This is a genomic window from Luteimonas sp. Soil_C_5, assembly GCF_057656615.1.
This window is the reverse complement of record NZ_JBDGKA010000004.1, coordinates 240,827-264,391: the sequence shown is the minus strand read 5'-3', so window position 1 is coordinate 264,391 and position 23,565 is coordinate 240,827. Positions and strand designations below refer to the sequence as shown.

At 69.8% G+C, this 23,565-nt stretch carries 19 protein-coding genes, 1 pseudogene and 1 riboswitch; of the genes and pseudogenes, 14 read left to right on the top strand and 6 right to left on the bottom strand.

What is annotated here, in order from left to right:
* Nucleotides 1-231 precede the first annotated feature (231 nt).
* From AC3A5K_RS12995 to metE, 6 genes and pseudogenes are all read left to right on the top strand, one after another.
* Nucleotides 232-1,200, top strand: coding sequence for a transaldolase (locus tag AC3A5K_RS12995; protein ID WP_487617964.1), 969 nt, complete (start codon nt 232-234; stop codon nt 1,198-1,200).
* Between the two features lie 2 nt (nt 1,201-1,202).
* Nucleotides 1,203-2,057, top strand: coding sequence for an acid phosphatase (locus AC3A5K_RS12990; RefSeq protein ID WP_487617963.1), 855 nt, complete (start codon nt 1,203-1,205; stop codon nt 2,055-2,057).
* A 114-nt stretch (nt 2,058-2,171) separates the two neighbouring features.
* A pseudogene (locus AC3A5K_RS12985) lies at nt 2,172-2,432 on the top strand (winged helix-turn-helix domain-containing protein); the annotation flags it as partial.
* A gap of 86 nt (nt 2,433-2,518) precedes the next feature.
* Nucleotides 2,519-3,310, top strand: a complete 792-nt coding sequence (locus AC3A5K_RS12980) for a MipA/OmpV family protein (protein ID WP_487617962.1) — start codon at nt 2,519-2,521, stop codon at nt 3,308-3,310.
* A 138-nt stretch (nt 3,311-3,448) separates the two neighbouring features.
* Nucleotides 3,449-3,613, top strand: a complete 165-nt coding sequence (locus tag AC3A5K_RS12975; RefSeq protein WP_487617961.1) for an oxidoreductase-like domain-containing protein — start codon at nt 3,449-3,451, stop codon at nt 3,611-3,613.
* Nucleotides 3,614-3,659: 46 nt separating this feature from the next.
* A riboswitch (cobalamin riboswitch) is annotated at nt 3,660-3,896 on the top strand.
* A 199-nt stretch (nt 3,897-4,095) separates the two neighbouring features.
* On the top strand, nt 4,096-6,390 hold the full coding sequence (metE, locus tag AC3A5K_RS12970; RefSeq protein ID WP_487617960.1) for a 5-methyltetrahydropteroyltriglutamate--homocysteine S-methyltransferase: 2,295 nt from the start codon (nt 4,096-4,098) through the stop codon (nt 6,388-6,390).
* Nucleotides 6,391-6,525: 135 nt separating this feature from the next.
* Here the strand turns inward: metE and AC3A5K_RS12965 are convergent, their stop codons facing one another.
* From AC3A5K_RS12965 to AC3A5K_RS12950, 4 genes are all read right to left on the bottom strand, one after another.
* Nucleotides 6,526-6,894 carry a hypothetical protein gene (locus AC3A5K_RS12965; protein WP_487617959.1) on the bottom strand — a complete coding sequence of 123 codons (369 nt, stop codon included), beginning with the start codon at nt 6,892-6,894 and terminating at the stop codon, nt 6,526-6,528.
* 17 nt (nt 6,895-6,911) lie between these two features.
* Nucleotides 6,912-7,718 carry a MetQ/NlpA family ABC transporter substrate-binding protein gene (locus tag AC3A5K_RS12960; RefSeq protein ID WP_487617958.1) on the bottom strand — a complete coding sequence of 269 codons (807 nt, stop codon included), beginning with the start codon at nt 7,716-7,718 and terminating at the stop codon, nt 6,912-6,914.
* A gap of 377 nt (nt 7,719-8,095) precedes the next feature.
* Nucleotides 8,096-8,773, bottom strand: a complete 678-nt coding sequence (locus AC3A5K_RS12955; protein WP_487617957.1) for a methionine ABC transporter permease — start codon at nt 8,771-8,773, stop codon at nt 8,096-8,098.
* Nucleotides 8,770-9,774 (bottom strand): methionine ABC transporter ATP-binding protein, encoded by a 1,005-nt coding sequence (locus AC3A5K_RS12950; RefSeq protein ID WP_487617956.1) that lies wholly within the window; start codon nt 9,772-9,774, stop codon nt 8,770-8,772. The genes AC3A5K_RS12955 and AC3A5K_RS12950 overlap by 4 nt, the downstream gene beginning before the upstream one ends.
* 176 nt (nt 9,775-9,950) lie before the next feature.
* Here AC3A5K_RS12950 and AC3A5K_RS12945 point away from each other — a divergent pair, with 176 nt between their 5' ends.
* From AC3A5K_RS12945 to AC3A5K_RS12925, 5 genes are all read left to right on the top strand, one after another.
* The gene (locus AC3A5K_RS12945) at nt 9,951-10,844 is read left to right on the top strand and encodes a fructose bisphosphate aldolase (RefSeq protein ID WP_487617955.1); all 894 of its coding nucleotides are present in this window, start codon (nt 9,951-9,953) and stop codon (nt 10,842-10,844) included.
* Between the two features lie 415 nt (nt 10,845-11,259).
* The gene (locus AC3A5K_RS12940; protein WP_487617954.1) at nt 11,260-13,209 is read left to right on the top strand and encodes a TonB-dependent receptor domain-containing protein; all 1,950 of its coding nucleotides are present in this window, start codon (nt 11,260-11,262) and stop codon (nt 13,207-13,209) included.
* Between the two features lie 2 nt (nt 13,210-13,211).
* On the top strand, nt 13,212-17,123 hold the full coding sequence (gene cobN / locus AC3A5K_RS12935; protein ID WP_487617953.1) for a cobaltochelatase subunit CobN: 3,912 nt from the start codon (nt 13,212-13,214) through the stop codon (nt 17,121-17,123).
* Nucleotides 17,120-17,602, top strand: a complete 483-nt coding sequence (locus AC3A5K_RS12930) for a MotA/TolQ/ExbB proton channel family protein (protein WP_487617952.1) — start codon at nt 17,120-17,122, stop codon at nt 17,600-17,602. Before cobN ends, AC3A5K_RS12930 begins: the two co-directional genes overlap by 4 nt.
* On the top strand, nt 17,602-17,922 hold the full coding sequence (locus AC3A5K_RS12925; protein WP_487617951.1) for a DUF2149 domain-containing protein: 321 nt from the start codon (nt 17,602-17,604) through the stop codon (nt 17,920-17,922). Before AC3A5K_RS12930 ends, AC3A5K_RS12925 begins: the two co-directional genes overlap by 1 nt.
* A 10-nt stretch (nt 17,923-17,932) precedes the next feature.
* On the opposite strand, the gene mntR is transcribed toward AC3A5K_RS12925, so the two are convergent.
* Nucleotides 17,933-18,403 (bottom strand): manganese-binding transcriptional regulator MntR, encoded by a 471-nt coding sequence (gene mntR, locus AC3A5K_RS12920; RefSeq protein ID WP_487617950.1) that lies wholly within the window; start codon nt 18,401-18,403, stop codon nt 17,933-17,935.
* Nucleotides 18,404-18,556: 153 nt separating this feature from the next.
* Here mntR and AC3A5K_RS12915 point away from each other — a divergent pair, with 153 nt between their 5' ends.
* The 3 genes from AC3A5K_RS12915 to AC3A5K_RS12905 all read left to right on the top strand — a co-directional run bounded on the left by AC3A5K_RS12915 (nt 18,557) and on the right by AC3A5K_RS12905 (nt 23,028).
* A complete protein-coding gene (locus AC3A5K_RS12915; protein ID WP_487617949.1) occupies nt 18,557-20,740 on the top strand; it encodes a TonB-dependent receptor plug domain-containing protein in 2,184 nt (727 codons plus the stop codon).
* 70 nt (nt 20,741-20,810) lie between these two features.
* Nucleotides 20,811-21,431: a thioredoxin-like domain-containing protein gene (locus AC3A5K_RS12910; RefSeq protein ID WP_487617948.1), complete on the top strand. Its 621-nt coding sequence runs from the start codon at nt 20,811-20,813 to the stop codon at nt 21,429-21,431.
* A 565-nt stretch (nt 21,432-21,996) separates the two neighbouring features.
* Nucleotides 21,997-23,028 carry a Kelch repeat-containing protein gene (locus AC3A5K_RS12905; RefSeq protein WP_487617947.1) on the top strand — a complete coding sequence of 344 codons (1,032 nt, stop codon included), beginning with the start codon at nt 21,997-21,999 and terminating at the stop codon, nt 23,026-23,028.
* Nucleotides 23,029-23,148: 120 nt separating this feature from the next.
* Here AC3A5K_RS12905 and AC3A5K_RS12900 read toward each other — a convergent pair whose 3' ends face one another.
* Nucleotides 23,149-23,553: an acyl-CoA thioesterase gene (locus AC3A5K_RS12900; protein ID WP_487617946.1), complete on the bottom strand. Its 405-nt coding sequence runs from the start codon at nt 23,551-23,553 to the stop codon at nt 23,149-23,151.
* Between the last annotated feature and the right edge of the window lie 12 nt (nt 23,554-23,565).

Below are 23,565 nucleotides of genomic sequence, written 5' to 3'. Positions count from 1 at the left end.
ACGGCTGCAACGCACCCGTCGTGCGTCGCGACGCCGCGATCGTTCGCACCGGCCCTGATCGCGATTTCCCACGGGTGACCCGGCGCCAGCGGCCCGGATCGCACGCGGGCGCGCCCGCCATGGGCTACGCAAGCCCCGTCCAGCGCTGCGCCGCACCCCCCGAAATGCCCCGGGTGGCCCTCGCGCCCATGGACGCGGACAATGGCCGTCCACATCGGACACGAGATTCCCATGACGGCATCGCCCTCCAAGCTCGATCAACTGCGCGACCTCTCGGTGGTCGTCGCCGACACCGGCGATGCCGATGCGATCGCCCGGCTCAAGCCGGTCGACTGCACCACCAACCCCACGCTGGTGCGCAAGGCGCTGGATCTGCCGGTGTACGCGCCGCTGATCGAACGCGAGCTGGAGCGCGCCCAGGGCATCGACGGCGACGCCGAGCACGTCGCGCGGCACGTCGCCGACCGGCTGACCATCGGCGTCGGCCGCACGTTGTCCGGCCTGGTGCCGGGCCGCGTTTCGACCGAGGTCGATGCCGATCTCGCCTTCGACACCGAAGCGACGATCGCCAAGGCGCGCCAGTTCATCGAGATGTACCAGGACGCCGGCGTCTCGCGCGAGCGCGTGCTGATCAAGATCGCGGCCACGTGGGAAGGCATCCGCGCGGCGAAGGAACTGCAGCGCGAGGACATCGACTGCAACCTCACGCTGATCTTCAACCGCGACCAGGCGATCGCCTGCGCCGAGGCCGGCGTGTTCCTGATCTCGCCGTTCGTCGGTCGCATCCTCGACTGGTACGTCGCCAACGGCGAAAGCCCGGCGACGATCGACGACGATCCGGGCGTGCGCTTCGTGCGCGACGTCTATGCCGAGTTCAAGCGTCGCGGCTCGCCGACGATCGTCATGGGCGCCTCGTTCCGCTCCACCGCACAGATCGAGGCGCTGGCCGGCTGCGACCGCCTGACGATCTCGCCCGAACTGCTGGAGGCGCTGGCGGCCGAGCACGGCCCGCTGCCGCGCAAGCTGCAGGCGGGCAAGAGCGACGGCGTGGCGTCGACGCCGGTCGATGCCGAAGCCTTCGTGCAGGCCATGGCCGCCGATCCGATGGCGACCGAGAAGCTGCGCGACGGCATCGCCGCGTTCGCCAAGGATCTCGACGCCCTGCGCGAAACCATCGCCCAGCGCCTGCGCGCGCGCTGAGCATGCGCATCGGCCGGCCCTCCGCGGGCGTGGTGCTGGCCGTCGTGGTCAGCGCGTGCGTCGCTGCCTGCGCGGCGCGTTCGCAGACGGTGCCGGACGCCGTCGTCGTGCCCGAGCGCAGCCCGGGCATCACGATCGGCTATCTCGACGGCGTGGCCTTCGACAGCGCCGCGCTGGTGCCGGCACCGCCGGCCCCGGGCACGGCGGCGCATGCGCTCGACGACGACATCGCCCGGCGCGCGCTGGCCCTGCACGACAGCCGCCGCTGGCAACAGGCGACGGTCGATGCCGATCTCGATTTTCCGGCCGGTGGCGATCTGTTCGCCTGCGCACTGGGCGTGCCGGTCGATGCGACGGACACGCCGCATCTGGTGCGACTGCTGCGGCGTTCGCTGGCCGATGCGGCGGCGACCAACCGCGCAGCCAAGGACCAGTGGCAGCGTCCGCGTCCGTTCCTGTCGAACGGCGGCGCGGTGTGCACGCCCGAGGACGATGCGCGGCTGCGGACCAGCGCGGCGTATCCGTCGGGCCACACCGCGATCGGCTGGACCTGGGCGCTGACCCTGGTCGCCGTGGCGCCGGAGCGCGCGGACCCGCTGCTGCAGCGCGGCCGCAGCTTCGCGGAGAGCCGCCTGGTCTGCAACGTGCACTGGTACAGCGACATCGTGCAGGCGCAGCTGGTCGGTGCGGCCACGTTCGCGCGGCTGCAGGCCAGCCCGGAGTTCCAGGCCGACCTTGCAGCCGCGCAACGCGAAGTCGCCGCGCAACGCGCGCGCGGCGCACACCCCACGGGCTGCGATGCCGAAACGATCGCCCTGCGTCGTTCGCCCGTGCCGACGGCCGACGCCGTCGACTGAGCGCGTCGGTCGGGGCTGCGACTGCACGCATCAGCCAGTGCGTACGCAACCCCTGCGCCGAGTGCCGCCGATCTCCAGGTCCACGCAAGGTGATCGACCCTGTGCAGACGGCGCCGCGCCACCGTCGACGGCCGCGCGCTGGATCTCACCCAGGTCGAGTTCCGCCTGCTGCGCACGCTGGCCGTATCGCCCGGACGCGTGTATTCGCGCGAACAGCTGATGGACCGTCTCTACGCCGACCATCGCATCGTCACCGACCGCACCGTCGACAGTCACGTCAAGAACCTGCGCCGCAAGCTCGGCGACGTGGGCGGCGAGGACTGGGTGCGTTCGGTCTATGGCGTCGGTTACCGCTTCGAGATTCCACCGACGTGAGCGCGAGGTGTCGCCCGGAGCCGGTATGGTGCGACCGGGCGAGACGCCCGACGCGCTGCCCCTTTCCCCCGTGCCTGGACGCTCCGATGAAATCCACTCTTGTACTGCTCGCTCTGGTTCCGGGCCTCGCCCTGGCGCAGACACGCGATGAACGCCCCGGTCCGCCCGACCAGCCGCCCGGCTGGTCGCTCGGCATCGCCATCGCCGCGGCCGACAGCCCCTATGTCGGCGAAGGCGCACGCGTACTGCCGTTCCCGACGTTCGCGTATGAAGGCGAGCGCCTGTTCCTGCGCGGTATCGCCGGCGGCATCCATCTGGTCGACACCGGCGCGTTCCAGCTCGACGCGCTCGTGTCCGCGCGTCTCGACGGCTTCGACATCGACGATCTCAGCACGTCGGGCCTGGCCGGCAACGGGCTCGACGCGCGCCTGCTCGACGATCGCGACCATGGCCTCGATGCCGGCATCGGCGCCTCGTGGTCGGGCAGCTTCGGCCGCGTGCGCGTGCAGGCCCTGGCCGATGTCACCGATACCAGCGGCGGTCACGAGTTCGGCGTCGAATACACCTACATGCTGCGGTCCGGCGCCTGGACGCTGCTGCCCAGCGCCGGCGTGCGCTGGCTGTCGAAGGATCTGACCAACTACTACTTCGGCACGCTGGATGCCGAAGTCGCGCGCGGCGTGACCCGCTACAACCCCGGCTCGGCCGTCGTGCCCTCGGTCAGCGTGGCTGCCATGCGTCCGCTCGGCGAACGCTGGAGCTTCATCGGCGGCGCCAGCTATCGCCTGCTGCCCGACGAGCTGACGGACAGCCCGTTGCTGGAGCGCGGCGCCGACGGCGTGCCTTCGCTGTTTGCCGGCGTCAGCTATCGCTTCTGACCCGCGGTCCGCACGCGGCGACCGGCCCCGGTTGCCGTGCTGCGTAGGCACTTGGCTGACCGTCGTCGCAGCGACGGCTGGCCGCGCCGCGCCCGGCCCGGCATCATCGGCGCCCCCGCTTTGACGAGTCCGTCGCCGGTGTCCGACCCCGATCCGAAGCCGCTGCCGCCCGAGCCGCCCTTGCCCAGCGACTGCTGCGACAGCGGCTGCGCGGTCTGCGTGCATGACACCTACGCCGAAGAGCTGCAGTACTACCGCGAGCAGCTGGCCGCGTGGCGCCTGCGCCATCCGGATGCCGGCTGAGCGGACGGCCCGCCGCGGGCCGTATTGACCTGTCCCCACGCGCGGCGTACCTTCGCCGGGCCTTGGTTCCATCTCTATATCGCGATATGGCGATGGATTAAAAGGGAAGCCGGTGCGCCGCGGTCCGTCCGTGGCAATTCCGGCGCTGCCCCGCAGCGGTAATTGGAAACGACCTCCGTCATCGCACTGGCGCCCGCACGGGCCGGGAAGCGACGGACAGTAGGCCCGCCACGTACGTGGCCCGTCCATGAGCCCGAAGACCTGCCCTGGCCGTCCGCGCATGACCGCGTGGACGTTCGACCTGGACCTCCGCGGGGAGGTGATCGGTGTCGTGCCACGCAGCGCGTGGTCGATCCCGCATGTCCGCGCGCAGGCCCGGTTCGCCCGAGGGGGCGAAGGTCGCCTGCGCTGTCCGTGGCCCCCGGGTCGCGGCGTGCGGTCCTTCGTGCCTCAAGCATCCAGCGCATTGAGGAGCACAGCACATGACACAGATCGGCAATCTCGGTTTTCCCCGCATCGGCGCGCGCCGCGAACTCAAGCGCGCGGTCGAGGCCCACTGGCGCGGCGTGGACGCCGCGGCGTTGCAGGACATCGCCCGCACCCTGCGTCTGCGGCACTGGACGCTGCAACGCGAGGCGGGTGTGGACGTTCCACCCAGCAACGATTTCTCGCTTTACGACCAGGTGCTCGACGCGGCGTTCTGCGTCGATGCCATTCCCGATCGCTATCGCGCACTGGCCGATGCCGATCCGCTGGCCGGCTACTTCGCCCTCGCGCGCGGGCATCAACGCGGCGGCACCGATCTGCACGCGCTCGAGATGACCAAGTGGTTCGATACCAACTACCACTACATCGTCCCCGAGCTGCATGCCGGCCAGACCTTCGCGCTGCGCGACGACAAGCCGGTGCGCGAATATCTCGAAGCGAAAGCCGCCGGCATCGAAACGCGGCCGGTGCTGATCGGTCCGGTCACGCTGCTGTGGCTGTCGAAGACCACCGATGGCAGCGATTGCTTCGCACTGCTCGAGCGCCTGCTGCCGGTCTATGCCGAACTGCTGGGCAGGCTGCATGACGCGGGCGCGGACTGGGTGCAGATCGACGAGCCGGCGCTGGTGCTGGATCTCGACGTCGCCACGCGGGACGCGTATCGCCGCGCCTACGCGGCGCTCGCCTGCAGCCCCCGGCCGAAGCTGCTGCTGGCGACCTACTTCGGTGCGCTCGACGACAATCTCGACCTCGCCGCATCGCTGCCGGTCGACGGTCTGCACGTGGATCTGGTGCGCGGCCGCGCGCAGCTCGATGCCGTGCTGCGCGCATTGCCGGCCGGTCACACGCTGTCGCTGGGCCTCGTCGACGGCCGCAATATCTGGCGTACGCGACTGGACGAGGCGCTGGTGCTCGCGCGCTACGCCGTGGAGGCGCGCGGCGCCGATCCGGTGCAGCTCGCGCCCTCGTGTTCGCTGCTGCACGTGCCGGTGGACCTCGCGCAGGAGAAGGCGCTGGATGCCGAACTGCGCAGCTGGCTCGCATTCGCGGTGCAGAAGCTCGGCGAACTACGCCTGCTGGCCGACGCCGTGGCCGATGCGGACGCGGCGGAACCACGCCTCGCGCAGGCGCGCGCCGATGTGGACGCCCGCCGCCGGTCCCCGCGCGTGCATCGCGATGATGTCGCCGCGCGCGTGTCCGCGGTCGCGCCCGGGGATGGGCGCCGCGCATCGCCGTTCCACATCCGGCGTGCGGCGCAGGACGCCTTGCGTCCGCTGCCGGCGTTCCCCACCACCACGATCGGCTCCTTCCCGCAGACCCACGAAGTGCGCGAGGCACGCGCGGCGCACAAGTCCGGCACGCTGGCCGACGCCGATTACGACGCCTTCATCGCCGCCGAAACCGAACGCTGCGTGCGCGCACAGGAGGCGCTGGGCCTCGACGTGCTGGTACACGGCGAGTTCGAGCGCAACGATATGGTCGAGTACTTCGGCGAGCAGCTCGACGGCTTCGCCTTCACCAAGCTCGGCTGGGTGCAGAGCTACGGCTCGCGCTGCGTGAAACCGCCGCTGATCTGGGGCGACGTCGCGCGACCCGCGCCGATGACGGTGCGCTGGTCGCGCTACGCGCAGTCGCTGACCGAGCGGCCGATGAAGGGCATGCTGACCGGACCGGTGACGATCCTGCAGTGGTCCTTCGTCCGCGACGACCAGCCGCGCGCCGCCACCTGCCGGCAGATCGCGCTCGCGCTGCGCGACGAAGTGCTGGATCTCGAAGCGGCCGGCATCGGCGTGATCCAGATCGACGAGCCGGCGCTGCGCGAAGGCCTGCCGCTGCGTCGCGAGGACTGGGCGGCGTACCTGGACTGGGCCGTCGAGAGCTTCCGCATCAGCGCATCGGGTGTGGCGGATACCACCCAGATCCACACGCACATGTGCTACTCGGAGTTCAACGACATCATCGAGGCCGTCGCCGCGATGGACGCCGACGTGATCTCGATCGAGACCTCGCGCTCGCGCATGGAACTGCTGGATGCCTTCGTGCGTTTCCGCTATCCCAACGGCATCGGCCCCGGCGTCTACGACATCCACTCGCCACGCGTGCCCGACGTCGACGAGATGACCCGCCTGCTGGAACGCGCCGCGGCACTGATCCCACCCGCGCAGCTGTGGGTCAATCCGGACTGCGGCCTCAAGACCCGCGGCTGGCCGGAAACGCAGGCCGCCTTGCAGGCACTGGTGGAGGCCGCACGGCGGATGCGCGGGACGACGCCGGTGACGCAGGCGGCATAGGCAGGAACGCCGCACGCCGGATCGTCCGGCGTGCGGTGGCGTCATCGTTGGATGGATCGCGCGCAGAGACGCCACAGATGCCGCAGCACGCGTCACCCATCATGCGTTGCCGCGATGACGCGCGCGTCCCTTGGATCAGCCCGCGTCGCCGTCATCCGGGAGCGCCCGGCTGGACATCACGCCGCGCCATCTGAAATCGATCAGCCCGTGCGGCACGCAGTCCCGCACGCGCGCGTTCGGCGACAGCAGAAATTCGGCGCGCGTGCGGAATAAACCGGCGTGTACGCGGACGAGCGGCACCCCGGATGCCACCCCGATGATCATCGAATGCGACGACGAGAACTGCAGGAAATCCTGCGCCAGCACCGCATCGATAAGCGCCGAGAGCGATGCCGTGCCTGACAACGGCACCGCCAGTGTCAGTGGGCCTGCCTGGTCGTCCGCCGAGCACACCGCCTCGCGCGTGACCGTGATGGTCTGCAGCGGCGTGTCGTGTGCGGTCATGGGTCGGCTGCGCTCGATCAGAACGCCGGAATCACCGCGTCGTCGTACTTCGTCTGGATGAAGGCGCGCACGTCTTCGCTGGTCAGTGCGGCGATCAGCTTCTGCACGCGCGGGTCATCGCGCTTGTCGGGGCGGCCGACGAGGAAGTTCACGTACGGCGAATCGGTGCCTTCGATCGCCAGCGCGTCCTTGCCAGGATCGAGGCCGGCATCGAGCGCGTAGTTGGTGTTGATTAGCGCCAGGTCCACCTGGTCGAGCACGCGCGGCAGCATCGCGGCGTCCAGCTCGCGGAACTTCAGGTTCTTCGGGTTGGCCGTGATGTCGCGCAGCGTGGCCATCGCGTCTTCCGGATCGCGCAGCGTGATCACGCCGCTGTGGTGCAGCAGGATCAGCGCACGGCTGTTGTTGCTGGGATCGTTCGGAATCACCACGTCGGCGCCGGCCGGCACCGCGTCCAGCGAGTCGAAGCGACGCGAGTACGCGCCGAAGGGTTCGATGTGCACACCGACGAGCGTCGTCAGATCGGTGCCGCGGTCGCGGTTGTAGGCGTCGAGATAGGGCTCGGTCTGGAAATAGTTGACGTCGATCTGGCCCTGCGCGACCTGGTCGTTGGGCTGCACGTAGTCGTTGAAGATGCGCACCTGCAGATCGACGCCCTGCTCGGCGAGCAGCGGCTTCACCACCTCCAGGATCTCGGCATGCGGCACCGCGGTCGCGGCGATCGTCAGGCGTTCGCCGTTGGCGCCGGATCCGCTGCCACCGCAACCGGCGAGGGCGGACAGCAGCAGGGCGGCGGTGGCGAGACGGGGCAGCAGACGGGCCATGGCGGATCCGGTGAGGCGGGAGGCCGACCAGTATCGGGGTCTGCGCGTGGGGATCGAGTGCGGAGGTGGAAATCAGTGTGCGGTGGTGGGTGGTGGCTCCTTTCCTGCGCACCGGAAATTGCACCCTTCAGGGCTGGAAGGATGGGATGGGCGCGAGCGGGATTCCTAAGACCGCGACCCGGACGGACGCACACGCTCGAATCCAGCGTCACGCACACGGCTGTCATTCCCGCGGCTTTCAACAGACGTATGTCTGCTCTGGCGGGGCTTCCAACGGACGCATGTCCGGTCATCCATGGACGTTGGCGCGATAGAAGCAAAGTCCCTGGATTCCCGCCTGCGCGGGAATGACGATCAAAAGCGCTCGGGGAATCGCCCTACCGCCGCGTAAACCGCGCTACCAGTCGATCGCCGACCATCTGCAGCACCTGCACCATCACCAGCAGCGCGACGACGGTGACCACGGCGACATCCGTGCGCGAACGCAGGTAGCCGTCGCGATACGCCAGATCACCGAGTCCGCCGGAACCGATCGCGCCGCCCATCGCGGTGAAGCCGATCAGCGCGATCGTCGTCACCGTGGCGCCGGCGATCAGGCCGGGCAGGGCTTCGGGCAGCAGCACGCGCATGACCAGCTGGCGCGTGGTCGCGCCCATCGTCAGGCTCGCTTCGATGACCCCGCGTTCGACCTCGCGCAATGCGGTTTCCACCAGGCGCGCGTAGAACGGCGCGGCGCCGACGACCAGCGGCAGGATCGCGCCGCGCACGCCCAGCGACGTGCCCATGGCTTTGAGCGTGACCGGGATCAGCACGATCATCAGGATGATGAAGGGCACCGAGCGCAGCAGGTTCACCACCAGCGACAGGCCCGCGTAGAGCGCGGGGCGCGCGTGCAGCTGACGCGGCGCGGTGAGGAACAGCAGCACGCCCAGCGGCAGACCGATCAGCAACGTCAGCGGCAGCGAGCCGGCCAGCATCAGCAGCGTGTCGATCGTGGCCTGGCCGATCTCGGCCCACTTGCCGGCATCCACATTGGGCAGCAGTGGCGTACTCATCGCGACAGCGCCTCGACGTGCACGCCGGCATCGGTGAAGTGGCGCGCCGCATCGTCGGCGCGGTCGCCGGTCACCGCCAGCGTGAGCTGGCCGTAGGGCAGGCGTTTGATGCGGTCGATGCGTCCGGAGAGGATGGTGAAGTCGATGCCGGTCTCGCGCGCGACGCGGCCCAGCAGCGGCTGCCAGGTCGCATCGCCGGTGAAGGTGAGCCGCAGCAGGCGGCCTTCGATGTGCGCGACGTCGTCGTCCGCAGTCGCGTCGTCATCGCCGGCTTCCGCAACGAAGCGCCGCGTGGTCGGATGCTGGGGATGCAGGAAGACATCGGCCACCGGCCCGCTTTCGACCAGATGCCCGGCGTCGAGCACCGCGACGCGATCGCAGACCCGGCGCACCACGTCCATCTCGTGGGTGATCAGCACGATGGTCAGGCCCAGCTCGCGATTGATGCCGTCCAGCAGCTGCAGCACCGAGGCCGTGGTCTGCGGATCGAGCGCGCTGGTGGCTTCGTCGCACAGCAGGATCTTCGGTTCCGTCGCGAGCGCACGCGCCACGCCGACGCGCTGCTTCTGGCCGCCCGAGAGCTGCGCGGGGTACTTGTCGCGATGCGCTTCCAGGCCGACGCGCACCAGCAGTTCCTGCGCACGCGCACGCGCCTGTGCCTTCGATACACCGGCCAGGCGCAGCGGAAACGCGATGTTGTCGATGACGGTCTTCGCCGACAGCAGATTGAAGTGCTGGAAGATCATGCCCACGCGCCGGCGCAAGGTGCGCAGGCCGTCGCCGTCGAGCGTGTCGAGGCGTTCGCCGTCGACGGTGAGCCGGCCGCCGCTCGGCGTCTCCAGCCCGTTGATCAGCCGCAACAGCGTGGATTTGCCCGCGCCCGAGTGGCCGACGATGCCGAACACCTCGCCGGCCTCGATCTCCAAATCCAGCGGCTGCAGCGCGACGACCTCGCGGCCGGCGACGGGATAGGACTTGTGGATGCCTTCGAACCGGATCACGTGGGCACAGGGCTGCGGGCGGCCGGGCAGCCTAGCAGGCCGGCGCCGGGGCGATGTTGCACCCGCGCGCGTGCAGCGTCCCGGCATCGGGACGGGCGGCGCGTCGACGGCGCCGGCGACAGGGGGGCGGTATCATCGCCGGCCCGGTCTCCACCGCTCGCACAGGACTCAGGCACGTGGCAGTGAATCAGGAACAGCAGAACCGAATCGCATCGGGCCAGGGCTTCGTGGCCGCGCTCGACCAGAGCGGCGGCAGCACGCCGAAGGCGCTCAAGCTCTACGGCATCGAGGAGACCGAATACGCGAACGACGCGGAGATGTTCGGCCTGGTGCACGCGATGCGCAGCCGCATCGTCACCAGCCCGGCCTTCACCGGTGAGCGCGTGCTCGGCGCGATCCTGTTCGAGCGCACGCTCGACGACCAGTTCGACGGCCAGGACGCGGCGACCTATCTGTGGGAGGTCAAGGGCGTCGTGCCGTTCCTGAAGATCGACAAAGGGCTGGAAGACGAGGCCGACGGCGTGCAGACGCTCAAGCCGATCCCGGGCCTCGACGCGCTGCTGGCACGGGCCAAGGCCAAGGGCGTGTTCGGTACCAAGGAGCGCTCGGTCATCAAGCAGAACAACGCCGCCGGCATCGCCCGCGTGCTGGACCAGCAGTTCGAACTCGGCCGCCAGGTGCTGGCGGCGGGTCTGGTGCCGATCATCGAGCCGGAGGTCGACATCAACGCCGGCGACAAGGCCGACATCGAGACCACGCTGAAGCAGGGCCTGATCGAGCGCCTCGACGCGCTGGACCCGGCGACGCCGGTGATCCTCAAGCTGACCCTGCCCGAGGTCGACGGCTTCTTCCAGGCGCTGGTCGATCACCCGGCCGTACTCAAGGTCGTCGCGCTGTCGGGCGGCTACGCCCGCGACGACGCCAACGCCCGCCTGGCGAAGAACCCGGGCGTCGTCGCCAGCTTCAGCCGTGCGCTGACCGAAGGCCTGAGCGCGAAGCAGAGCGATGACGACTTCAATGCCTCGCTCGACAAGGCGATCGAGTCGATCTACCGGGCATCGATCACCTGATCCAGCCCGACGCGCGTCTGCGCGGCGACAGTTCCACCAGAAGGCCGGCGCCGATGCGCCGGTCTTTTTTTGTGCCCGGATCTCGATGGGATGAACTGGTCGTGGCGCGTAGGACAACCCGGTTCTCCGTCACGTGGCCCTCGACGCTCGCCGTTCTGTCGATCCGGGAGGCGAAGGGCTGGATTTCGCCATGTCCGAATGCCCGAGCCGATCGGCGGGGCTGAAAACACGGATGAGGATGCAAGCGCGTGCGGACTGCCATCCGAAAGGCGGTGCCTACGAGTTGCAACCTCGACGGCACTTGCAATAGTTATATCATTACAATTCACATTGATATAACATTACATTTACCGGGGTGCGGCAGAGGGGTTTGCCGGTCCTGGGCCGTCTTCCGCCTCTCTTTCTGTGGTCATCCATGTCGCACATTTCCCGTTCCGTCGCAGGCGCAGCCCTGCTCGGGCTTGTCCTGGTATTGCCCGTCGCTGCCCTTGCCGCTGCGGGATCTGATCTCCGCGATCTCGACGCCGTGGTGGTCACCGCGACGGGCACCGAGACTTCGCTGGCCAATGCGCCGGCGTCGATCTCCGTCATCACTCGCGAAGATCTGCTCGAACGCCCGGTGCTGGATCTGGCCGACGCGCTGCGCGGCGCACCGGGCGTCACCTTCGACGGCATCGGCATGGGCCGGCGCGGTATCCGCATCCGTGGCATGGACAGCGAATACACGCTGGTCCTGATCGACGGCCAGCGCATCAGTGCGGCCAGCGATGCCATCGCGCATGCCGATTTCGACCTCGGCTGGCTCCCGGCCGACGGCATCGAGCGCATCGAACTGGTGCGCGGGCCGATGTCGTCGCTGTACGGCTCCGAGGCGCTCGGCGGCGTGGTCAACATCATCACCCGGGCCGCAACGTCGACCTGGCACGGCAGCCTGCGGCACGGCGGTGGCGTGGTCGCCGGTGGTCAGGGTGGCGGCGTGCTGCAGACCAGCGTGTATGCGTCCGGACCGCTGGTGCGCGATCGCCTCGGCATGACGTTCCAGGCCGAGCGCCGCACGAAGGACCCGACCCGCGATCCGGACGACACGCGCCTGACCGAGCAGGAAGGCCGCGAGGCCGACACCGCGCGGCTGGCACTGGCCTGGACGCCGGGCGCGGGCCAGCGCGTCGACTTCAGCCATCTGGCCGGACGTGAGCGGCGCGAGCGCGACGCACTGCAGGCAGGCGCGGCGCCCTATGTCTATCGCACGATCGACGACATCGACCGCCGCCAGACCTCGCTCGCACACCGCGGCAGTTGGGCCTGGGGCGACACCCAGGTGCGCGGCTACCGCGCCACGCTCGATCGCGAGAACCGCCGTGACCGCGGCGCGGCCACGCAGCCCCAGTCGCTGACCGATGACACCGTCGACGGCATGGCGACGCTGCATCTGGGCCAGCGCCACCGGCTCAGCGCCGGCGCGGAATGGCGGCGCGAACGGCTGGAGGACAGCACCGTCAACGCTGCCGGCCGGGACGCCTCCGTCCATCGCGCGCTGTTCGTGCAGGACGAGATCGAGTTCGGCGCGGTGTCGCTGGTGCTCGGCAACCGCGCCGATCACCACGCGCAGTTCGGCTGGCAGCAGTCGCCACGTGCCTATGTCGTCGGGCGTCCCGGTGACGGCTGGACCGTCAAGGGCGGCGTCGGCGCGGGCTTCAAGGCGCCCACGCTCAAGCAACTGTCGCCGGGCTATTCGGCGGTCGGCGGCGGCGGCATGTTCACGATCGTCGGCAACCCCGGACTCGAGCCGGAAACCGTGCTGACCTGGGAACTGGGCACGGCGTGGACGAACGACACCGTGTCCCTGGAGGCGACCGCGTTCCAGAACGATCTGGAGAACCTGATCCAGACCCAGTGTTCTGCGTTCTGCGGCATCCGCGGACGCGAGCGGCGCAGCTACACCAACATCGCCGAGGCGCGCATCCGCGGCATCGAGCTCGGTACCCGCGCCGAGCTGCCGGCCGGTTTCAGTGTCCATCTCAACCACAGCTGGCTGCAGGCGCGCGACCAGATCCTGGACGTGCCGCTGACCGGGCGCGCCCATCGCAGCGGCCATGCCGGACTGCGCTGGGCCGACGATGCCTGGAACGCCGGGCTGCGCCTGGACTACACGGGTCCGCAGTGGCAGACCGGCAGCACCGGCCTGATCCGGCTGCCCGGCTATCCGCTGTGGTCGCTGGATCTGGGCTATCGCATCACTCCGCGCATCGCATTGCGCGGTGGGGTGGAGAACCTCGCCAACGAACGCCTCGACCAGTCGGACGCGCTGTACGCGTACCCGGAAACCGGCCGCTATCTGCACGCGAACGTCGAGATCGGCTTCTGACGATGCGGATGTCGTGCCGCGCACTGATCTGTCTGCTGGCGTTGGTCAGCCTGCCACTGGCTGCGCAGGAACTGCGGGTGGCCGTGGTCAGCAACGACTTCGTGCTGCCGGACAAGGTCGAACGGCTCGATGCGCTGGCCCGGCCGGCCGGCGTGCGTTTCGTGCACGTGCCGGTGGCGGCCGGAGGTGCGAACGACGCGCGCCTGACCGGACACGATCTCGTGCTGCTCGACACGCCACGCGGCTCGGATGTCGCCGAGGTGGAGCAGGCGCTCGGCGATGCACTGGCGCAGGCCGGTGCACCGTGGGTGCGGATCGGCGGCGGGCCGCCTGCCGGTGACGGACTGCCGCGCGCCGACATCATGCGCATCGCCGGGTACTACGCCGGCGGCGGCGAGGCCAACCTGCGGCATCTGGCTGCCTACCTGCAGACGCTGCTGCGAAGCGGCGATCCGGCGGCGGTGCCGGCGCCGGTCGCGCTGCCGGCGACCGGTTACTACCACCCCGATGCGCCGGCCGTGTTCGGAGACGCCGGGGCGTATCTCGACTGGCGCGCGCAGCACGCGTCTCCTGACGCTGCACCGGCCACGGTCGCGCTGCTGGTCGCGCCCGGATCGGTCGCCTCGTTGCAGACCGCGGTCGCCGATGCGGTGATCGCCGCCAGCCGCGCCCACGGCGTGCACGCATTCGGGCTGTGGTTCGACGGCGACGCGCCGGACGCGCTGCAGACCGCGCTCGCCGGCATCGACGTCGATGCGATCGTCAACGTGACCCACCTCCAGCAGGTGCCACTGCGCGCGGTGGAGTTCGCGCGTCTCGACGTGCCGGTGCTGCAGACCTTGAACTGGCGCCAGGGCACGCCGGCCCAGTGGCGCGCCGCCGACAGCGGCGTCGCGATGCCGCTGGTGCCGACCTTCCTCGCGGTGCCCGAAGCCTGGGGCGCGTCCGATCCGCTGGTGATCAGCGCGGTGTCGCAGGGCGTGCAGGTCCCGATTCCCGAGCAGGTCGATCTGCTGGCCGCCAAGCTCGCCCGCCTCGCCGCACTGCGGCACCGGGCAGCGGCCGACAGGCAGCTGGCGCTGATGTTCTGGAACTACCCGGGCGGCGAGACCAACCTGTCGGCATCGCACCTCAACGTGCCGCGCAGCATCGTCGCGATCGCCGATGCCTTGCGCGCGCACGGCTACGCGGTCGATGCCGCCGACGAGGCCGGCCTGATCGCCGACGCGCAGGCAATGCTCGCCGCGCTGTACCGCCCGGACACGCTCGATGCGCTGCGGGCGCGTGGACTGGCCGGCACCGTGCCGCTGGCGACTTACGAACACTGGCTGCAGACGCTGCCGGCCGAGCAGCGCGAGGCGGTGCTGCAGCGTCACGGCGCACCGGCAGACAGTCCCGCCATGCGCGTCGTTGACGGCACGCCCGTGATGGTGATTCCACGCCTGGCGCTGGGGCATCTCGCACTGCTGCCGCAGCCACCGCGTGGCGCGCGTCGGGGCGAATCCAGTCACGACCTCACCGCCGTGCCCGACCACCGGTATCTGGCGACCTACCTGTACCTGCGCACCGGCCTGCAGGCCGATGCACTGATCCATCTCGGCACGCACGGCAGCCAGGAATGGACGCCGGGCAAGGATCGCGGCCTGTGGGCGTTCGACTGGCCGTTCGCGCTGCTCGGCGATCTGCCGGTGTTCTATCCCTACATCCAGGACAACGTCGGCGAGGCCGTGCAGGCCAAGCGGCGCGGGCGCGCGGTGACGGTCAGTCACCAGGTGCCGCCTGTCGCACCGGCCGGCCTCTACGACGAACTGCGCGACCTGCACGGACTGGTGCACCAGCTGCAGCAGCTCGAGGTCGGCGGCGTGCGCGACCGCACCGCATCCGCGCTGGTGCACGCCGCATTCGAGGCCGGCATCGGCGGAGACCTCGGCTGGCGCCGCGAGGACGCACTGGCCGACATCGACACCTTCCTGCAGGCCCTGCACGACCAGCTGCACGAACTGGCGCGCAGCACGCTGCCGCTGGGCCTGCACACCTTCGGCCGGCCGGCTGCGCCTGAGCATCGGATCTCGACGGTGATGCAGCAGCTCGGCACGCCGTACTACGCCGCGCTCGGCCTCGATGCCGAGGAACTGTTCGCCGAGGACGCGTCCGCGCTGCAGACCAATCCCGCGTGGCACTGGCTGCACGACCATCTGCACGACACACAGGCGGATGCGCGCGTCGACGATCCGGTGCTGCGCGACCTGCTCGACCAGGCGCGCACTGCCGAGCAGGCGCTGGCCGATCCGCAGGAGCTCGAAAGTCTGTTGCGCGGGCTGGCCGGCGGTTTCGTGCCGCCCGGCGCCGGCGGTGATCCGGTGCGCGATCCGGGCTTGCGCAGTGGCCGCAATCTCTATCCCTTCGAGCCCGACCGCATTCCCACGCGCGCTGCGTTCGACGCCGGCGCCGAGGCGCTGGCGCAGCTGGTCGAGACCTTCGAGGCCGAACATGGACGCGCGCCGGAGAAGCTCGCCTTCAGCCTGTGGTCGTCCGAGGCGATGCGGCAGCTGGGCGTGCTGGAGGCGCAGGTGCTGCATGCGTTGGGCCTGCGGCCAGTGTGGGACGCCGGTGGCCGGGTGACCGCGCTGGAGATCGTGCCGGACGCCGAACTGCCGCGTCCGCGCATCGACGTGGTGCTGCAGGTGACCAGCGTCTATCGCGACCAGTTCGACGGCTTCATGCGCCTGCTGGCCGGTGCGATCGACACGCTGGCCGATCGCGGCGACCACGCCCTCGCGCGCAACGTGCGCGCACGCGCCGAGGCGCTGGTGGCCACCGGTCTCGATCCCGGACGCGCCCGCACGCTGGCTGCACTGCGCATCTTCGGCAACGCGCCCGGCGCCTACGGCAGCGGCATGACGGCGCAGGTGCTGGTCGAGGATCCGGACGCCGACAAACGCGATGCGACGCTGGCCGCGACGTTCCTGTCGAACCTGCAGTACGCCTACGGCGCACGCGACTGGGGCGTGACCGTCGACGGCGGCAACCTGTTCGCCGATCAGTTGCGCGGTACCGATGCCGCGGTGCTGTCGCGCTCGTCCAACACCCACGGCATGCTGTCGACCGATCATCCATTCGAGTATCTCGGTGGCCTCGCCACGGCGGTGCGCCATCTCGATGGTCGCGACCTGTCGCTGTACATCACCGACCTGCGCAGGACCGAGCCGCGCACCGTGGCCGCGTCGCGCTTCCTGGCCGACGAACTGCGCAGCCGCCAGCTCAACCCGCAGTGGATCGCCTCGATGCAGGCCGAGGGCTACGCCGGCACGCTGCAGGTCCTGGAAACCGTCAACAATCTCTACGGCTGGCAGACCACCGCGCCGACACTGGTGCGCGACGCGCAGTGGCAGGCGGTGCACGACACCTACGTGCGCGACGTGCGCAACCTCGGCATCGGCGACTGGTTCGAACGCGACAATCCTGCCGCGCAGGCGCAGGTGGTGCGGCGCCTGCAGGAGGCCATCGCGCGCGGTCTGTGGCATGCCGACGCCGCCACACGTCACGAACTCGACCAGCGCTTGCAGCAGCTGCAACAGGCGATGAGCGACTCCGCAACCGACGACGCGCCTGCCTCGGAGTCCGCCGCTCCGCCGGCCGGTTTCGGCGTCGCGCCGGCAGTGGCCGCGCCCGAGCCTGCCGCATCGGCGGAAGCGGCCGATGCCGCGCCCGCAGACGCCATGCCCGCCGCAGTGGCCCCCCCCGTGCGCGGTCGCGTGCTGCAGCAGGTCGAAGACGCACCGCCACCCGTGGTCGGCCAGCGCTGGGCCGTGCTGCTGGGCCTGCTGCTGCTCGCACTGTCCGCCGCTGCCGGTGCGTGGCGCTATCGCGCGCGGCAATCCACCTTCATCCACCGTCTGCCCACGAGCCCATGAACGCCCTCGAATCCCTGCTCTACGACGTCGCCCACCTGTTCCTGATGCCGGTGCTGCTGCTGATCCTGTGTGCGCTGCTGTACGCCTTCGCGGCGTTCGGCGCATTTGCCCTCGAAGCCGTGCAGCGCCGGCGCGGACGCCACCGCTCGGAACTGCGCGCCGTGCACCTGGCCGGCGCGCGTGCGAGCGACGATCTGGAGCTGTGGATTCTCAAGCGGCTGGAATGGCTGCGCATCACTTCGCGTACCGCGCCGATGCTCGGGCTGGTGGCGACGATGATCCCGATGGGCCCGGCGCTGCTGGCGCTCACCCGCAGTGATGCGCAGTCGGTGGGCGAGAACCTCGTGGTCGCGTTCTCGGCGGTGATCCTCGCCCTGGTCGCGGCCAGCCTGTGCTTTCTGGTGCTGACCGTGCGCCGACGCTGGCTGTTGGAAGAACTGCGCGCGATCGAGCGCGACGCGGCCGTGGAGTCGCACTGATGCGGTTCCTGGACGGCGACGAGGACGACGATCCGATCCTCTCGGTGGTCAACCTGGTCGATCTGTTCCTGGTGGTGATCGGCATCCTGATGATCGTCATCGTCAACAACCCGCTCAATCCGTTCGCGCAGGCCAACGCGGTGCTGATCGAGAACCCGGGCGAGGCGGACATGCGCATCACCATCAAGCAGGGCGAAGAGCTCACCCGCTACGAGTCCACCGGCGAGATCGGCGAAGGCGGCGGCGTGCGTGCGGGCGTGACCTACCGTCTACCCGACGGCCGGATGATCTATGTGCCGGAGGGCGACGATGCGCCCTGATCGCGCAGCCTCAGCCGCGGTGTTTCTGCACGAAGGCCTCGAACACGGCCAGCGTTTCCGGGCTGACGTGGTGCTCGATGCCTTCGGCATCGCGCCGGGCGATCGCCTCGGGCACGCCCAGGGTGACGAGGAAGGCTTCCACCGTCTGGTGGCGGGCGCGGCTGGCGCGGGCGAGGGTTTCGCCGGCATCGGTGAGGAACGCGCCGCGGTAGGGCTTCTGCAGCACCAGACCGTCACGCACCAGACGCTGCAGCATGCGGGCGACCGTGGGCTGGGCGACGCCCAGGCGCTCGGCGATGTCGACCTGGCGCGCCTCGCCGCCGTCGGCGATGAGGTCGGAAATCAGTTCGACGTAGTCCTCGACCAGCTCCGCGCGGCGCGCCTCGCGCACCTGGCGGAAGCTTTCGACCTGGACACCGGCCTCCAGCAGGGGCGCGGGCTGGCCGGGTTTCGGTTTCTCGGGCGGGAAGACGTTGGCCATGGGCGCGCGGTACGGCGTTGCAGTCGATGGTCCGCATTGTCGCCAATTGCGGCCACACACGCGTCGAAAGTGGAGCGCGCGCTCACTTATAAAGCAGCAAACACACAATATAGCAATTGCTATAATACGGCGCCGTCCGTTCCGAGGAGTTCCATGTCGTCATGCCGCCGTCCCCTGCGCAGCCCGGCTGCGTCGTCACGTCGTGGCGCGCGTCTGCGTCGCCCGCTCCATGTGGTGACCGCGCTGTCGCTCGCCGTCTCGGCCGGTATCGCGGGCGCGTCGGAACGCAACGCCGTGCAGCTGGACAGCGTGCAGGTGGTCAGCACCGCCACGCGCAGCGAACGCTTGCTGTCTGAGGTGCCGATCCGCACCGAAGTGCTGCGCGGCGAAGACATCGCCCTGCGCGCGGTCACCGATTTCTCGCGCGTCGCCGAACTCATCACCGGCCTGCGGGTCGAAAGCAACTGCCAGAACTGCAATACCTCCGAAGTGCAGCTGCTCGGCCTGGGCGGCGCCTACAACCAGCTGCTGTTCGACGGTGCGCCGCTGCTGTCCACGCTCGGCGGCGTGTACGGGCTGGAGCAGATCCCGGCGGCGTTCATCGATCGCGTCGAGGTGGTCAAGGGCGGCGGTTCGTCGATGTACGGACCAGGCGCGGTCGCGGGCGTGGTCAACCTGATTCCGCAGCAGCCCATGCGCAACGGTGGCTTCGTGCAGGCCGGGACCGATGTGCAGCGCGGCACACCGGCGTGGAGCGTGGACGGCCGCGGCGACCGCGTCTCGGACGATGGCCGCGCCGGGTTGTCGGTGGTCGGGCAGTGGTCGAAGAGCGATGCCATCGACTTCAACGGCGACGGCTACAGCGAGATCGTCGACAAGGACCAGCGCGTCGCCGGTGCCCAGGGCTGGTACGCGCCCAACGACACCACCACGCTGCGCGCGAACTATCTGTTCACCCACGAGACGCGCCGCGGCGGTAATCGCTTCGACCAGCCCGAGTGGCTGGCCAACACCGCCGAATCGCTGGAGACCGACTACCACCGCGGCGGCCTGTACTGGGACCAGCGACTGGGCACGGATGCGGACTTCACGCTGGGCTACGCGTTCGCCTTCATCCGCCGTGCGAGTTTCTACGGTGGCCTGGGCGAGGTCGTCACCGATCCCGCGGATCCCGCCTTCGATCCGGCCGAACTCGATCCCGCCGTGCCCGGCAGCGCCGCCGCCACGTCGTTCGACCAGTACGGTGACACCGAGAATCCGCTGCATTACCTGGACAGCCAGTTCAACCTGCGCCGCGGCGCGCATGCGTGGGCGTTCGGCCTGCAGTACACGCGCGAATCGGTGCGCGACGACCAGCGCAATGCGGCCGGCGACACGCTGCTGCGCGGCGCGCGCGAGCGTTTCAGCAATCTCGGTGTGTTCGTGCAGGACGAATGGGCGGTCGGCGAGGCGGTCGACCTCGTGCTCGGCGCGCGCGTCGACAAGCATTCCGCGCTGCGCGATGCCATCGTCTCGCCGCGCCTCGCACTGGCCTGGCAAGCCAGCGATGCGTGGAAATTCCGCGCCGGTGTCTCCACCGGCTTCCGCGCGCCCGAAGTCTTCAGCGAGGACCTGCACGTGGACACGCTGGGCGCCGCCCCCATCCGCATCCGCAACGCCGACGGCCTGGTCGAGGAACGCGCCACCACGACCATGCTGGGCCTCGACTGGCGACCGGGCGACGGTCGCCTGACCTGGGACGCGACCGCCTCGCTGACCAGGCTGCGCGACAGCTTCGTGCTCAGCGAATTGCGCGAGGACGCCGACGGCCTGTTCCAGCTGCGCGAGAACGCCGACGGCGCGCAGGTCGCCGGCTTCGAAACCAATCTCGGCTGGCAGGCCAGCGATGCCCTGCGGCTGACCACCGGCGTCGCCTGGTACCGCTCGCGCTTCGAGACGGCGCAGACCGTGTACGACGACGTCGAGGACGGCGGCGATACCGTCATCGCCCTCCGCGATTACCTCAAGACGCCACGCTGGAGCGGACAGGCGCAGCTGGCGTGGTCGCCGTCGCCGCTGCTCGATGCCTACGTCGGCGTGAAGCACACCGGCGCGATGTGGGCGCTCAATCACAACAACGCCAGCCTCGTGCGCACGCCGACGTTCTGGGTGGTCGATGCCGGCACCACCTGGCATCTGGGGCAGGGCGATCGCCACTGGGATCTCGCGTTCGGCGTGCGCAACCTGTTCGACCAGCGACAGCGCGATCTCGAGATCGGCGCCGGTCGCGACAGCGATTACGTCTACGGCCCGCGCTTCGCGCGTTCGGTCTATGCCAGTGCGCGCTTCAACTTCTGAGCGGCATCACGCGTATGCCGGGCGGTCGCGTCCGCGCCGGGTCTGGCCTGCCTGTCTGCTGGCAGCGCTGATGCTGCTGCCGGCGGCTGTGCAGGCCGGTGAAGATGCGCCGCCCGATCCATCACTGCGCCCGGCCATTGCCGATGCACTGGTCCGCCCCGACGGCGCACGCTTCGTGCCCGACCGCTGGGCGCACGAACCGGAGATCGTCGCGCTGTACTTCGGCGCCGACTGGTGCGCGCCCTGCCACGCGTTCGTGCCCACGCTGCGTGAGGTCCGCGACACGCTGCGCGCGGCCGGCGCCGATACCGAAGTCGTCTACGTCAGCCTCGATGCGCGCGAATCGGACATGCGCCGATACATGCGCCTGCAGGCGATGCCGTGGCCGGCGATCGACCATCGCCGTCTGCGTGCGCTGTCGGCGATCCGCGCGCTGGGCGGCATGGCGCCGCCGAATCTGGTGCTGGTGGATCGCGACGGGCGTGTGCGCGCAAGCGCATGGCGCGGTCGCCAGCGCACGGGGCTGCAGGCGGTGCTGCAGCAGTGGACCGAGCACGTCGCGCCTGCGCAGACGCACGCGGGTCCGGACCCGTGGCTGCCGGCATCGGCAGGCGCGGATGCTGTGCGTGATGCAGACAGCGTCGGCGACGAAGCGTCGGTGCCGTCCACATACGGGACTGAAGGTTTATGACGCCACGGGCGGCCGACACACGTGTACGCGCCTGCGTGCAATGGCGTCCACATAGGCGTGCGTCGATGTCATCGCGTAAGTCGCGCGGGGCAGCATTGGCCGACCGCCGTTGACACAACCGGTCGGCGTGCGTGATCGCAGGCGCTGCCGACAGGCACCGCAGCGACATGCGATGCATGCGGACTCCACGCGCCACGCATCCGGAGGGCGTTCCGGGCGTCCCGTTCGACATCGAATGCCGGCCGCATTGCACACGGGCGTCGGCACTTCCGCCGCGAGCACTCGGCGATGGGAAGTGGGTAGCCCGGGAATCGGAACGGTCGAGCGCAGAGGTATGGCGTGGCGTTGCAATGTGGGCGCGTCCCACCGGAATTGGGCGACGTGCGTTCGCAACGGCCAGCGGCGGCAACACGGCCGAAGGTGCGCGCACTGCACATTCTGCTGCAGCGCACCATGTTACGGTCGAGCCGCATCGACCGGCGCTGCCTCGCGACCGATGCCCGCAGTCCGCGCACGCCTGTGCGCACTTCAAGTGCAGTCGCCGTCCTGACCGGAAATCGATCCGATGACGAGCCGCCGCCACTTCCTCGGTGCCACCGCCGCCCTGTCCCTGCTGCCCGCGTTCGCTCGCGGCGCATCGCCCGTCGCTGCAGCCGCAACGCCTGACGCCGCTGCCTGGCGCGCACGCGCCTCCATCCCGTGGGTGGTGCAGGAGGTCTACGGCGTTGCACGCGGCGGACGTGCGGTGATCGTCGGCGGCATGGTGCGGCCGGGCGAGCGCGCGCTGGCGATCGATGCGGTCGGTCTTTATGACCCGGTCGCCGATCGCTGGGACGCCGGTCCGTCGCTGCCCGAGCCGCGCCACCATCCCATGGTCGCCACCGTCGGCACGCGTCTGTATGCATTCGGTGGCGCCACGCACGTCGAGGCCGGCCACTGGTCGCCGCGCGCCGACGTGTTCGTCGAACAGGACGGCGCCTGGCAACGCGCCACGCCGATGCCGCAGCTGCAGACCGAAGGCGTTGCCCTGGTCCACGAAGGCCGCGTGCACATCGTCGGCGGCCGTCTGCCGACCAAAGCCGATGCCGCGCTCTGGGGCGACTATCGCGATGTCGCTCTGCACCAGGTCTACGACACCGACCGCGACCGCTGGTCGACCGCGGCGCCCTTGCCGGGCCCGCGCAACAGCGCCACCGGCGCGGTCATCGATGGCATCGGCTACGTCGCGGGCGGCCGCACGATGGACGGCGGCAATCTCGCCGATCTGCTGCGTTACGACTTCGTCGCCGATCGCTGGGACGCCCTGCAGCCGATGCCCGAAGCCGCGGGCGGCCTGGCCGGCGTCGCGCTCGGCGGCCAGCTCTACGTGTTCGGCGGCGAGGCGCTCGACGTCGAAGGCGCCGAAGGCGTCATCGCCAATGCCTGGCGCTACGACCCGCTGCGCGACACCTGGACGGCGTTGCCCGACATGCGCACGCCGCGGCACGGGCTGGCCGCGGTCGCATTGAACGGATCGATCTACGCGATCGGGGGCGGCGTGGAAACCGCCAACACGGCGACCTCGGACATCGTCGAGGTATTCATGCCGACCGGCTGAGCCGGTCGGCACTGCAGGCGCGCGGGATTCAGCGCTTGCGGTTGAAGAAGGTCAGCACCGCGCCGCAGACGATGCCGATGAACAGGCCCAGGGCGAGCCACTGCAGGATCGTCAGTTCGTTCATGCTGCGCTCCCCGGCAGCTGCGCGACCTGCGCCGGACGGCCGCGCGAATCCAGCGCGATCATCACGAAGCGGCCGCGCGTGCACAGCTCGCGGTCGCCGCTGAGCAGGTCTTCGGCGATCAGTTCCACCTCCACCTGCATCGACGTGCGGCCCACTTCGACCACGCTCGCGATGATCTCCACCAGCTGGCCCTGTTTGATCGGCAGCTTGAAGTCGACCTGCTCGGAGCGCGCGGTCACCACCGTGCGGCGCGCATACCGCGACGCGGCGATAAAGGCGGCCTTGTCCATCCACGCCAGCGCGGTGCCGCCGAACAGCGTGCCCAGATGGTTGGTGTGATCGGGGAACACGATCTCCAGCATGCGGGCTTCAGTTTTTGGTGTTACAGAATCTTTGGTCATGATGCGTCCGGC